14 protein-coding genes are annotated in these 13531 nt (G+C 32.3%); 6 read left to right on the top strand and 8 right to left on the bottom strand.

Translation table 11 applies throughout. The features are described 5' to 3' along the window. The first annotated feature begins 38 nt into the window (after positions 1-38). The 5 genes from B8963_RS13065 (at position 39) to B8963_RS13045 (ending at position 4994) form a co-directional block, all read left to right on the top strand. On the top strand, positions 39-1043 hold the full coding sequence (locus tag B8963_RS13065; protein ID WP_084062054.1) for a glycosyltransferase family 2 protein: 1005 nt from the start codon (positions 39-41) through the stop codon (positions 1041-1043). Between the two features lie 12 nt (positions 1044-1055). Beyond that, positions 1056-2012, top strand: a complete 957-nt coding sequence (locus tag B8963_RS13060; protein ID WP_084062051.1) for a YbbR-like domain-containing protein — start codon at positions 1056-1058, stop codon at positions 2010-2012. Continuing rightward, positions 2009-2605 (top strand): dephospho-CoA kinase, encoded by a 597-nt coding sequence (gene coaE / locus B8963_RS13055; RefSeq protein WP_084062048.1) that lies wholly within the window; start codon positions 2009-2011, stop codon positions 2603-2605. Before B8963_RS13060 ends, coaE begins: the two co-directional genes overlap by 4 nt. Before the next feature lie 106 nt (positions 2606-2711). Continuing rightward, positions 2712-4274 (top strand): sensor histidine kinase, encoded by a 1563-nt coding sequence (locus B8963_RS13050; protein ID WP_234989667.1) that lies wholly within the window; start codon positions 2712-2714, stop codon positions 4272-4274. Positions 4275-4283: 9 nt separating this feature from the next. Next, positions 4284-4994 carry a response regulator transcription factor gene (locus B8963_RS13045; protein ID WP_084062042.1) on the top strand — a complete coding sequence of 237 codons (711 nt, stop codon included), beginning with the start codon at positions 4284-4286 and terminating at the stop codon, positions 4992-4994. Positions 4995-5042: 48 nt separating this feature from the next. On the opposite strand, the gene B8963_RS13040 is transcribed toward B8963_RS13045, so the two are convergent. From B8963_RS13040 to B8963_RS13005, 8 genes are read right to left on the bottom strand one after another with little or no spacing between them, the layout of a single operon-like run. Further along, positions 5043-6377, bottom strand: coding sequence for a GntP family permease (locus B8963_RS13040; RefSeq protein WP_084062039.1), 1335 nt, complete (start codon positions 6375-6377; stop codon positions 5043-5045). Then, positions 6377-6880, bottom strand: coding sequence for a gluconokinase (locus tag B8963_RS13035; protein WP_234989666.1), 504 nt, complete (start codon positions 6878-6880; stop codon positions 6377-6379). Before B8963_RS13035 ends, B8963_RS13040 begins: the two co-directional genes overlap by 1 nt. Beyond that, a complete protein-coding gene (gene miaA / locus B8963_RS13030) occupies positions 6870-7781 on the bottom strand; it encodes a tRNA (adenosine(37)-N6)-dimethylallyltransferase MiaA (protein ID WP_084062033.1) in 912 nt (303 codons plus the stop codon). Before miaA ends, B8963_RS13035 begins: the two co-directional genes overlap by 11 nt. Next, positions 7781-8623, bottom strand: coding sequence for an ion transporter (locus B8963_RS13025; protein WP_394334735.1), 843 nt, complete (start codon positions 8621-8623; stop codon positions 7781-7783). Before B8963_RS13025 ends, miaA begins: the two co-directional genes overlap by 1 nt. Before the next feature lie 9 nt (positions 8624-8632). Continuing rightward, on the bottom strand, positions 8633-10003 hold the full coding sequence (locus B8963_RS13020) for an exonuclease domain-containing protein (RefSeq protein WP_084062028.1): 1371 nt from the start codon (positions 10001-10003) through the stop codon (positions 8633-8635). Between the two features lie 53 nt (positions 10004-10056). Further along, complete coding sequence (locus B8963_RS13015) at positions 10057-10707, bottom strand: YggS family pyridoxal phosphate-dependent enzyme (protein ID WP_084062026.1); 651 nt, start codon at positions 10705-10707, stop codon at positions 10057-10059. Between the two features lie 16 nt (positions 10708-10723). After that, positions 10724-11614, bottom strand: a complete 891-nt coding sequence (locus tag B8963_RS13010) for a 3-hydroxyacyl-CoA dehydrogenase family protein (RefSeq protein ID WP_084062023.1) — start codon at positions 11612-11614, stop codon at positions 10724-10726. A 12-nt stretch (positions 11615-11626) separates the two neighbouring features. Continuing rightward, a complete protein-coding gene (locus B8963_RS13005) occupies positions 11627-12586 on the bottom strand; it encodes a Gfo/Idh/MocA family protein (RefSeq protein ID WP_084062193.1) in 960 nt (319 codons plus the stop codon). Between the two features lie 146 nt (positions 12587-12732). On the opposite strand from B8963_RS13005, the gene B8963_RS13000 reads away from it, so the two are divergent. Beyond that, on the top strand, positions 12733-13374 hold the full coding sequence (locus tag B8963_RS13000; protein ID WP_084062020.1) for a protein-L-isoaspartate(D-aspartate) O-methyltransferase: 642 nt from the start codon (positions 12733-12735) through the stop codon (positions 13372-13374). The last annotated feature ends 157 nt before the right edge of the window (positions 13375-13531 follow it).

Below are 13531 nucleotides of genomic sequence, written 5' to 3'. Positions count from 1 at the left end.
GAATTTTCGAGTGGCTTTTATATTTATAGCTATTACGAATGAAACTAGATTTTTCTTTTATAGTACCTGTTTTTAATAGACCCAACGAAATTAAAGAATTGTTGGAGAGTCTTTTAGAGCAAACGTATGCTTTGCCCTATGAAATTGTAATTGTAGAAGATGGCTCCACTATTAGTTCCGAGGAAATTGTTTCAGAATTTCAGTCAAGATTAAATATTACATATTTGCAAAAGCCAAATAGTGGTCCGGGAGATTCTAGGAACTATGGCATGAAAAGGGCTAAAGGCAATTATTTTATTGTATTAGACTCTGATTGTATTTTACCACCGCAATATTTAACTGAAGCTAGTAAGGCGCTAGAAAAAAATTATGTGGATTGCTTCGGCGGGCCAGATGCTGCGCATGAAAGCTTCTCTATGATACAGAAGGCTATTAATTACGCCATGACATCTTTTCTAACTACTGGAGGTATACGAGGAGGAAAAAACTCAGTTGATAAATTTCAGCCTAGAAGTTTTAACATGGGCATCTCTAAAAAAGCCTTTGAGGTAACAGGCGGATATGGAAATATTCACCCGGGTGAAGATCCGGATTTAACTATAAGAATCTGGAACAACGGTTTTCAAACAAAATTAATTCCAGAAGCTTTTGTATATCATAAACGAAGAATAGATTGGAATAAGTTTTATATTCAGGTAAATAAATTTGGAATGGTACGACCCATTTTAAATGCTTGGCACCCCGAAACTAAAAAAATAACGTATTGGTTTCCTACCATCTTTTGTTTAGGGTTTGTGGTTGCATTTATATTGGCAGCAGCAGGGTTTACATTTCCAATATATTTGTTTGTTTTATATTTTATTGTCTTATTTATCGATTCCTTATTAAAAAATAAAAACATAGCTATAGCTATTTTAGCTTTGGTTGCTGTAGTGATACAATTTGTTGGTTACGGTTATGGTTTTTTAAAATCAACAATCTTGCTTAACTTTAATAAAAAAAGTCCACAAGAATTATTTCCAAAGCTCTTTTTTATTAAATAACTAAGTTTACGAATGATTCAAATTAAAAAAAGTTTTCAGAAGCGAAAGGTGAAAATCTTTTTAGTATTTCTATTGTTCTCAAGTGTAGCTTGGTTTATTACTAGATTGTCTGAAAACACTAGTGGTAGAGCTGTTTTTGATGTGGATTATATAAATATCCCAGATAATTTGCAATTTATTGGGGCCTCTAAAAACAAAATTGTTGTACAATTAAAAGCAAGTGGATTCACCTTTTTAAGATTCATGTTAAAGAATAAAAATATTCGAATAGATGTGTCTAAGGTGCAACTTAATAATAATGTTTACGCTGTATCTACGAGTGCTTATAAAAAACAAATAGAAGATCAGTTGCCAAAATCTATGGAATTAATAAAGATAGACGAGGGAGAGGCTATTGTGTTAGAACTATTTTCAATCGCTTCTAAAAAAGTACCTGTTATTTCTAGATTAAATATTAATCTTGAGCAAAATTTCATATTAGATTCTACATTAAAAATTCGCCCAGATAGTATATTGTTAAAGGGGCCAATAGACGAATTAAATAAAATTTCAGGGATAAAAACCGAGGAAAAAACTATTGTTGATGTTAATGCTAATTTTACAGAATATTTGACATTGCAAATTCCGGAGAATAAGAATAACCTATCATTTAGCGCCAAAAATGTTACCGTATCTGGTACTGTCGTACGTTTTTCTGAAAAAATTATTACCGTACCTATTACAGTTGTTAATATTCCTGAGGAATTTAACATTAAAGTTTTTCCTAATGAAGTGGAGGTTTTATGTAAAGGCAAAATTGAAGATTTAGTTGCATTGGAATCTTTTGACTTTGAAGTAATTGCGGATTATAATTCATTGCAAGATAGTGGTCAGCAAAACTTAACTATAGAGTTGCGAAGATTTCCAGAAACACTAAAATCTGCTCAATTGATGGTGCATGAAATAACCTTTATTCTAAAACGAAAATGATGGTTGTAGGACTAACAGGAGGGATAGGAAGTGGAAAATCAACAGTTGCAGAAATGTTTGCACAACTAAATGTGCCAATTTACAACTCGGATCATGAAGCTAAATTGTTAATGGTGAGTTCAAAACCTTTAATAAAAAAAATAAAGGAACTATTTGGTAATGAAGCGTACGATAACAAACAACTAAATAGAAAATTCATTGCCGACAAAGTTTTTACCAATTCAGATCTTTTAGCTAAGTTAAATTCCATTGTTCACCCTGCGGTTAGAACACATTTTATAGATTGGGTTAAAAACCAAGAAGCCCCATATGTAATTCAAGAAACCGCCATCATTTTCGAGAATTCCAGCCATGAAAAGTATGATAAGATAATATTGGTAACCGCACCAGAAGAGATTAGAATACAACGGGTTTTAGAGCGCGATGATCTAACAATCGAAAAAATCCAGGAGCGTATGGCAAATCAATGGTTAGATTCTGAAAAAATACCATTGTCAGATTTCATAATTAATAACTTGGATTACAAAGAAACTGTGAAAAAAGTCGGTGAAATTCACAAGCAACTTCTTAAAATATCCTTAAGTACAAAATAATTTTAACATTTTTGTTAAGGTTAGGTTAAACGCATTAACTTCTATCTGTTAAATTTTTAATTTTACCGCGATGAATAAACGGTTATTTATTCTACTAGTCGTTTTAATGAGCGTATCTCTAATTGGGATAATTTTTGTTCAGGGATATTGGATAAAACAATCAGTAGAAGATAAGGAAGAGCAATTTACGAATATGGTGACTGAGGTTTTAAACAAAGTCACTGAGAAAATTGAAAAAAGGGAACTAGGAGATTATACTAGCGAGCTTTTAAAAATTAGGGATAGTATAGGGGGGCAAGCAAGAACTCCAGAATTGTTAAAGAATATCTTTTTCATGGAAAGAGATATGAACTCTAACGAGATAACGTATTATTCACACGGCATATTAGAAGAAAATTATAACGTGCCATCAACGTTCTTTGACAACAGTAATTTTGGAATGGGATCCGACTCAGCCGTATTAAAAAACTATACAAGTATTCGTAATAAAACCATTTTTAAAGAAGATTTTGGACTTGATGGTAGATCCAATGTTTTAACACCTATACAGAAAGTTGAGAAAATAGGAGGTTTAACAGCAATGGATAAGGTAGCCTATGAAGATGTTTTTAAAGAAAGTGCAAAACTTAAGCCAATACACCAAAGAGTTACCAAACAAGAAATAGAGTTATTACTTGATCAGGAATTAAAAAATAGAAATATAAATACGGAATATCAATATGGTATTTATAGTCGAGGATTACCAACTAAAGTAAAGTCGCGGAAATTTAAAATTTCTAACGGTAATAAAATTTATAAGTATCCAATTTTTAAAGACTCCGAAGGGGAAAGTAATTTTACATTATTAGTTAATTTCCCTGCTAAGAAGAAATTTTTAATACAGACGATACTGCCAATGGCAATTTTGTCATTATTATTTACTTTGGTTATTGTTATTGCATATACAAGCGCTATTTATCAGATATTAAAGCAAAAACAAATATCTGAAATCAAGTCCGACTTTATCAATAATATGACACATGAATTCAAGACTCCAATAGCAACCATAAATCTAGCAGTAGAGGCTATCAGGAATCCTAAAATAATTGAAGATAAGGAAAAGGTAGAGCGTTACCTGAATATGATAAAAGAAGAGAATAAAAGAATGCACGCTCAGGTAGAAAATGTCTTACGCATCTCCAAATTAGAAAAAAAGCAATTGGATATAAGTAAGGATAGAGTAGATGTCCACGACATAATACATGACGCCATGGCACATGTAGAATTAATTGTTGCAGATAGAGGTGGATATATTAATTTGCATTTAGATGCCGACAATAGTGAAGTTTTAGCTAACGACATGCACTTTACCAATGTAATTGTGAATATGTTAGACAATGCTATAAAATATTCACCAGAGGCACCTAAAATTGATGTGTACACGGAACGTGTAAATAATTACATCATCATAAAAGTAAAAGACCAAGGAGCAGGAATGAGTAAAGCGGTATTGAAAAAAGTTTTCGAAAAGTTTTACAGAGAGCACACCGGAAATATACATAATGTAAAAGGTCATGGCTTAGGCCTTGCCTATGTAAAAAGAATAATAGAAGATCATCAAGGTGAAGTTTATGCAGAGAGTGAGAAAGGTAAGGGTAGTACTTTCTTTGTAAAACTACCTTTAATATAAATAATAATTATGGAGACAGTAAACAAGAAAATACTTTTGGTAGAGGATGACCCAAATTTCGGGATTGTTCTTAAAGATTATTTGTCTATGAACGATTTTGATGTTGTTTTGGCAAAAAATGGAATGGAGGGGTTTGAGAAATTTAAAAAGGATAATTATGACATTTGTATTTTAGATGTAATGATGCCTTATAAAGATGGCTTTACATTAGCAAAAGAAATACGTGAAAAAAATGAGCATGTGCCAATCGTATTTTTAACTGCTAAAACCATGAAAGAAGATGTGTTAAAAGGGTATAAAGCAGGAGCTGATGACTATTTAAACAAACCTTTTGATTCAGAGGTATTGTTAATGAAGATTAAAGCTATACTTCAAAGAAAAGCATCTAGTACCTTGGCGGATAGTCGTAAATTTGAATTTACAATTGGTCAGTTTCAATTAAATTCTAAATTGCGATTCTTAAAGTTTAAAGATGAAGAGCCTATTAAATTATCTCCAAAAGAAAATGAACTATTACGTTTATTAGCTTTACATGAAAATGATTTAATGCCAAGAGAATTAGCGCTAACAAAAATATGGAGAGATGATAATTATTTTACCTCTCGAAGTATGGACGTTTATATTGCTAAACTTAGAAAGTATTTAAAAGTTGATGAATCTGTTGAGATACTAAATATACACGGAGAAGGTTTTAGATTGGTTGTAAAAACTGAAGAATAAAAAACCACAAAATATATAAAACCCATTTGAGCAATCAAATGGGTTTTTTTATAGAAATAAGTTAATTATACAAACCGTAATAAAACCAGTTATTGCTAAAATCGTTGTCATTATTGTCCAAGATTTAAAGGTTTGTTTTTCGGTGATTCTTAAATATTGACCCACAAGCCAAAAACCACTATCATTTACATGTGAAAATATACTAGCACCAGATGCAATAGCAATCACAAGACAGGCCAATTCCGCCTTTCCTAAACTTGCATTCACCAATAGAGGAGCAATTAAACCTGCCGCAGTAATCATAGCGACTGTGGAAGAACCTTGAATAATACGCACAACTGCTGCACTGATAAATGCAAATGCTAATATCGGAAAACCGGCATCACTTAATGAAGTCGCTAATAACTCACCTGCACCAGTATTGGTAAGTACTTGTTTAAAAACACCACCAGCTCCAGTTAGTAAAATTATGGTTCCTGCAGGTTCTAAAGATTTGCTAGTAATTCTAAATAGCTTTTCTTTGCTAATACCTCTTCTAATACCAAAAAAGTACCACGCTAGAATATTGGCTATGATTAATGCTGTAAATGGATGGCCAATTAAGTCAATAATATTTATCAGTTTGGCATTTACCGTACCAATTAATCCACTATTAACAACGGTATTTAAAAGTATTAAAACGATAGGAACACTAATAATTACGAGCGTTATTCCAATATTCGGAATCGTTTCATGTGTGTTATCCGTAGTTTCTTCTGGAGCATCTACATGTATTTTCTTTGATATATATTTTCCAAAAACTAAACCGCTTACCAAGGCAGTAGGAATACCTACTATAAAACCAATTAAGATTACCCAACCTAATTCTGCGCCAATAATTTCTGCAACTGCAATTGGTCCAGGTGTTGGAGGAATAAAAGCATGTGTAATAGCTAAACCTGCCAATAATGGAATAGCATATAGCAATAACGATTTTTTTGTTTTACGCTGTAAAGCGTATATCATGGGTACAAGAATAATAAATGCCACATCGAAGAATACAGGAATTGCTATTAAAAAACCAGAAACAACCATAGCAGTAGGGGCGTTCTTTAATCCAAATTTCGAGATCATAAAATTGGCAATGGTTTTAGCGCCACCTGAAAATTCTAAAATTGCACCGAACATTGCACCCAAGCCTACAACCGTAGCAACAAAACCTAAAGTTCCGCCCATTCCGTTTTTTACGGTGTCAATAATTTCATTGGCATTTAATCCTGCTACTAATCCTACCGTTATGCTGCCTATAAGTAAAGCTATAAAAGCATTAATTTTTAATTTTAAGATTAAAAATAAAAGTATGGCAATCCCTAAAATTACAGCTAAGATTAATTGACTCTCCATTACATTATTTTTGATTTAATGACCGCTATGATTTCCTCAGGTGTTTTAGTTATGGGAATAGTAATTACAGATTCTGACTTATCTGGTGTTTCTAAGGTGTCAAACTGAGATCTCAAAAGCGCAGAGCTCATAAAATGATCTTTTCTTTTGTTTATTCTGTCAAAAATTAAGTCGAAAGATCCTTCTAAAAATATAAAATAATGTGTTTTTAGATTTTTGCTTAAAAGTGTTCTGTATTTTTTCTTTAATGATGAACATGCAATAACAACTCCTGTAGCTTTATTGTCATTTGCTAATTCATTTAATGTTTGTAACCATTCTAAACGATCATCATCATTCAAAGGGTTTCCAGCAGCCATTTTATCAATATTTGCTTGCGGATGGTAATCATCACCGTCATAGAAAGGAATATTAAATTCAGAACTTAATAACTTTCCTACAGTGCTTTTGCCGGTACCGGAAACACCCATTACAAAAAAGACCATTCCTTTTTTATTCATCATTTTTCAAGCTTTCTATTTTTGAAATAATTGTTGCTACATCGTATTTATAATCTACCCAGAGTATACCTTCAGTTTTTTTAAACCATGTCAATTGTCTTTTAGCGAACCTACGGGTATTTTTCTTTATTTCAGATATTGCAAATTCAATATCCCATAGGCCATCAAAATAATTAAATAGTTCTTTGTAACCAACAGTTTGTAAGGCATTTAAATGCTTGTATTCGATTAATCCTTTAACTTCATTTATCAAACCATTTTCAATCATAAGATCTACTCTTTCGTTGATTCTTTTGTATATACTTTCTCTCTCTGCATTAATTCCAACAGAAAGTACCTTAAATGACCTTTTGGTTTTTTCTTTGTTTAAAAAAGAAGAGTAGGTTTTTCCTGTACCAATACAAATTTCTAATGCTCTTATTAATCTATGTGGGTTTTGAATATCAACCTTGTTATAGTAATCCAAATCCAACGATTTTAATTGTTCTTGTAAGGCAGTAACACCTTTTGTTTGTAATTCTTTATTAAGATTTTCTCGAATTTCTTGGTTTACCTTCGGGAAATTATCCAATCCTTTAGTTATAGCATCTACATAGAGTCCACTTCCGCCCACTAGAATAATAATATCATGCCTTTGAAAAAGTTTATCAAGTAAAGCAATAGCCTCTTTTTCGAAATCTCCGACCGAATAGGGGTCATGAATACTCTTATGTTGAATAAAATGATGTTTGGCAGCGGCAAGTTCATCTATTGAAGGTACGGCAGTACCAATATTCATTTCTTTAAAAAACTGTCTAGAATCTGCGGATAAGATTTCGGTTTTATAGTATTGTGCTAATTCAATAGCTAATTTAGTTTTACCAATAGCCGTTGGCCCTACAACAGAAATAAGTGTTTTAGTCATTATAATTTACTTCCGCAGTTATAACAATGTGATGCATCATCCCTATGACCTTCTTTTCCGCAAGTGGTACAAGCTTGTGTATTTACATGAACATAGGTACCTTCTTTAGCACTTGTAGCATTTTTTGTTTGCTTGCCAAACTCTACGGTAACAATGCCAGTGGGTACAGCGATGATACCATAACCTACAAGCATAATTATAGTTGCTATGGCTTGACCTTGCGGTGTAATTGGAGCTATATCTCCATAACCAACAGTGGTTAATGTTACAATAGTCCAATAAATACTAATAGGAATGCTAGTAAAACCGGCTTCTTCGCCTTCAACTATGTACATTAGGCTACCAAGAATAACAGAAACGATTAAGACCGCAAAAAGGAATACAGTAATTTTTGCTCTACTTGCTTTTAAAGCATTTTTTAATTGTGATGCCTCGCCAAGAAACCTAACAAGTTTTAATATTCTAAAAACACGTAACAATCGAAAAGCGCGAATAGCCAATAATACTTGAGAGCCTGCTAGTATATATGATACGTAAAGTGGTATGGTTGATAAAACATCAATAATCCCATAAAAACTAAAAATGTAATGCGCGGGTTTCTTTATACAAATAATTCGAGCGATATATTCTATGGTGAAAAATATGGTTATTACCCATTCTAAAGCGAGTAAAATGTTATGATATTTTGCATCGATATCTTTAATACTCTCTAGCATTACCAAAATAACGCTAATAATTATTAAAAAAATCAAAACTATATCGAACCATTTACCCATTGGAGTATCTGCTTCATAAATAATTTCATGAAGCTTACTTTTCCAACCTTTATCTGATTTCTCTATTTGCAACGGTTATAAATTAAGGTCCATTATTTTATGTACTTTTCTTTTTCGTAAATAAGATTGGATAATATGCGCGGTGTTTTCATTACCATTCATCGGAGTTATTATGGTTTCTAAAATGGGTAAATTGTTGATTTGATAATTTAAATCGCAGAAACCTAGCCCTTTAAAGATACCATTTTTTATTAAAATTACGCTTTTCTCTCCTAAAACTCTCCCTTTATCAATTAAGGCAATATTTTTTCCTTCTAAACTATATTTAGTAACTGCCTGGTTAACTCTTTCATTATAAGAATCGGCCGATTCTTTTTTAATGCACGCTCCTAAACATTTTTCTTCACTATAATTTGCGCAATGTGTTTTAGCCTGTGATAGTCCGTTTAATTTATTGCACAAGTTAAACTCATCTCTTAGGGCATATAAAAAATTTTCAGCAGCAATTATACTATTGAAAGTTGCTATTCTTTGATGAATGGAGTTATTTATTTTCTCTGCTCTTAGTTGTAAATATCCATTTTCATTAGGAATGACATATACGCCAACTGAGAATAATTTTTTTTTGGAATGCGAATTGTATCTAGGTTTATTCCGAACCAATTCTTCGTTTTCTTTTAATAAAGCGATTAATTCATTGCCAGTTTTATCAAACGTAACTCGTTTTGTTTCTTTTTGTATTCTTCTGGCCCTATTTCCGCTATTTGTAAAATATTGATTTACACGTTTTTTTATGTTATTACTCTTGTTAAGTAAAATAATCTCACCGTCTTTATTATGCATATAAAAAACGCCAACTTCTGAGGGCAGTTCTTCAATTATGTCTAATTGCCTTGGGGATAGCTCGCCAAGTGTTTCGGCTTTCATTATACTCTTAATGATTGTTTTATCAACATCTTTTGAGAGAAGGAGTTTAAATAGTTTTAAGGTTGCTAATGCATCACCATTTGCTCTATGCCTATCACTAACCGGTATTCCTAAGGAGCGTACCAATTTGCCTAAACTATACGAGTCTGCCTCTGGCAATAATTTTTGAGCTAGTTCTACTGTGCAAATAGTTTTTCGTTCAAAATTATACCCTAAACGTCTAAATTCTGTTCGTAGAATGCGATAATCAAATTGAGCATTGTGGGCAACTAAGACCGTATCTTCAGTAATTTCAATTATTCGTTTTGCAACTTCATAAAACTTAGGAGCGGTGGTTAGCATTTTATTGCTAATACCCGTTAGATTTACGACAAAAGGTTGAATTTCCTTTTCAGGATTCACCAAACTAATAAACTGATCAACTACTTGGTGACCGTCAAATTTATGAATAGCTATTTCTGTAATACCCTCTTCATTATATTTCCCTCCTGTGGTCTCAATATCTAATATTGTATACATCGCTTGTATTCAGAATTCAATTATATCTGTTTTTTTTTGGTATGATTACTTTCTTATCTACTGCCAAAAATACTACTTCCTATTCGTACCATTGTACTGCCTTCTTCTATTGCAATTTTGTAATCTCCACTCATTCCCATGGAGACTGTATCTAAGGTATTAACTATTGTTTTTGCATCTTTAAATAAAGCGTAAAGTGATTTGAATTCTTTTCTAACTTGAACTTCATTATCAGTAAATGTGGCCATACCCATTAAACCAATCACTTTAATATTCTTCAACGCATTAAATTCATCAGAGTTTAGTAGCTCTAACAATTCGGTTTTATCTAAACCAAATTTAGTTTCTTCTTCTGCAATATGCACTTGTAAAAGGCAATTAATTGTCCTATGATGTTTTTTAGCCTGTTTATTAATTTCTTTTAGTAGTTTAAAACTATCTACGCCATGTACCAAAGCAACGTATTCCGCCATGTATTTAACCTTGTTGGTTTGTACATGTCCAATCATATGCCATTCAATGTCTTTAGGTAATGCTTCCCATTTCTGGGTCATTTCTTGAATCTTATTTTCTCCAAAAATGCGTTGTCCTGCTTCATACGCTTCCATTAAGTCAGCAATAGGTTTTGTTTTAGAAACAGCCACTAAAGTCACTTCTTTAGGAATATTTTGTTTAATAATTTTTAGATTTTCAGCGATGGACATATATAATCTTTCTAAATTATTTTTTAAAGCTTTTTGCTACAATTTCTGCTTTTCTTGATGTGGCATAATCATAGAAGCCTTCACCAGATTTAACACCTAGTTTTTTCGCCATTACCATATTTACAAGCAGTGGGCAAGGAGCGTATTTCGGATTTTTAAATCCGTCATGCATTACGTTTAAAATAGAAAGGCAAACATCAAGGCCTATAAAATCTGCTAATTGCAACGGACCCATAGGGTGTGCCATTCCTAATTTCATAACAGTATCTATTTCTTCAACGCCAGCAACACCATTATACAAGGTTTCAATGGCTTCATTAATCATGGGCATTAAAATTCTATTAGCCACAAAACCTGGGTAATCATTTACTTCGGTAGGTGTTTTTCCAAGTTTAATGGACAAGTCCATAATTTGCTGGGTTACTACATCAGAAGTATTGTAGCCTCTAATAATCTCTACCAATTTCATAATAGGCACGGGATTCATAAAATGCATTCCAATAACCTTATCTGGCCTGCTAGTGACCGATGCAATATGTGTTATGGATATTGACGAAGTATTTGTTGCAAGGACTGTATCTTCATTGCAAACAGAATCTAATTCTCTAAAAATCTTTAATTTTAAATCAATATTCTCCGTTGCAGCTTCCACTACTAAGTCAGATTGAGCAACACCCTCACTTAAAGTTGTAAAGGTTTTTATATTCGCAAGCGTAACCGCTTTATTAGCCTCGGTGATGGCATCCTTAGCAATCATCCGATCTAAATTTTTGGTAATTGTTGCTAGACCTTTCTCTAAAGATGCTGCTGAAATATCAATAAGATGAACCTGAAACCCGTTTTGTGCAAAAACGTGTGCAATTCCATTGCCCATTGTTCCAGCGCCTATAACTGCTATGTTTTTCATAATTATATTCGTTTAAAAAGATGCGATTACTTGTAAGGCTACTCTTAAAGCATTTGTACCTTGTTCAAGGCTAACTACTGGAGTAGTGTCATTATTTATAGCATCAGCAAAAGTTTCTAACTCGTCTAAAATGGCATTATTATTTTCAATATCTGGATTCTCAAAATAGATTTGCTTTTTTACCCCTTCTGCATTTTGTAGAATCATATCAAAATCTCCTGGTTTCTCAGGGGCATCTTTCATTTTTACCACTTCAACCTTCTTTTCTAAAAAATCGACAGATATATAAGCATCTTTTTGAAAAAAGCGAGATTTACGCATGTTTTTGAGTGATATTCTACTAGCTGTAAGATTAGCAACGCACCCATTTTCAAATTCTATTCTGGCATTAGCAATATCTGGAGAATTGCTAATTACAGAAACACCACTAGCATTAATATTTTTTACTTTAGAATGTACAACACTCAGTATTGCATCTATATCATGAATCATTAGATCTAAAACCACTGGTACATCGGTACCTCTTGGATTAAATTCTGCCAATCTATGTGTTTCTATAAACATAGGATTGTGAATCATATTTTTCACTGCAGAGAATGCAGGATTAAAACGTTCTACATGACCAACTTGACCTTTTATAGTATGTTTTCTTTCTAAAAAAAGCAATTCTTCCGCCTCTTCAAGTGTGTTGGTAATTGGTTTTTCAATAAAAATATGTCGGCCTTTTTCAATAGCCTTTTTAGCGCAATCAAAATGTGATAACGTAGGAGTAACAATATCGACGACATCAACAGCATCAATTAATTTATTGATATTATCAAAATAAGTATAGCCAAATTCATCTGCTACTTTTTTTCCATTGATAGCATCAGGATCGTAAAAACCTATTAAATGATATTTTTCAGATTGATTTAGTAATCGTAAGTGAATTTTTCCAAGATGTCCTGCGCCGAGAACCCCAATTTTGAGCATAAAAATTATTTTTTCAAAAATAGGGATACTTAAATCGATTTGCAATTTGATTTACAGAGAAAAAGCATTTTAATATATTTTTTTAAATTATTTAATCAAGATTTATACGTCTGTTTTTTTAACTTCGTAGCTCAAAACCAAACCCATTGAAAGATACACATAAGCATAAAGGCATGCGCAATAAATTGGCTGAAATACTTGTAGAAAAGGGTATTATGGCTAAGAATGTAATAGAAGCAATTAAAGCTGTACCTCGCCATTTATTCTTAGATAGTAGTTTTGAAGATCATGCATATCAAGATAAAGCGTTTCCAATAGGAGCGGAGCAAACAATTTCACAACCCTACACTGTTGCCTTTCAAACCGAGTTGTTGGAGGTAAAGCCAAATTATAAAATATTAGAAATAGGCACAGGGAGTGGCTATCAAACAGCTGTTTTATTGCATTTAAAGGCAAAAGTATATACCATAGAAAGACAATTAGAATTGTTCAAGAAAACCAAATTGTTTTTCACTAAAATGGGCTATCGACCTAAGAAATATATTTTTGGTGATGGTTATAAAGGATTACCAGAAGAAGCGCCTTTCGACGGTATTATTGTAACAGCAGGTGCACCTTATGTACCAAATCCGCTTTTAGCACAATTAAAAATTGGGGGTAAATTGGTTATACCTGTTGGAGACGAAGATCAAATAATGACTGTTTTTATCCGAAAATCTGAAAAAGAATTCGAAAAAAAAGAATATGGTTCTTTCCGCTTTGTACCCTTGCTAGAAGATAAAAACTAGATTTTTCTAAAAAAGATCTTTCTATTATTTGTTTTTAGGTGATTGTTTTGTTTTATATCACTTAAAGTTATGGTATAAATAGAATAAATTGATGTTTTTAATTTTAGATAAGTTGCAGCATATGAATCAAATGTTTGATAAATTCATAAAATAGATG

The sequence above is a fragment of the Cellulophaga tyrosinoxydans genome (genome assembly GCF_900176415.1).
GTDB lineage: Bacteria > Bacteroidota > Bacteroidia > Flavobacteriales > Flavobacteriaceae > Cellulophaga > Cellulophaga tyrosinoxydans.
Note: the sequence above shows the minus strand (reverse complement) of the source record. Positions and strands in the feature narration are given on the sequence as shown.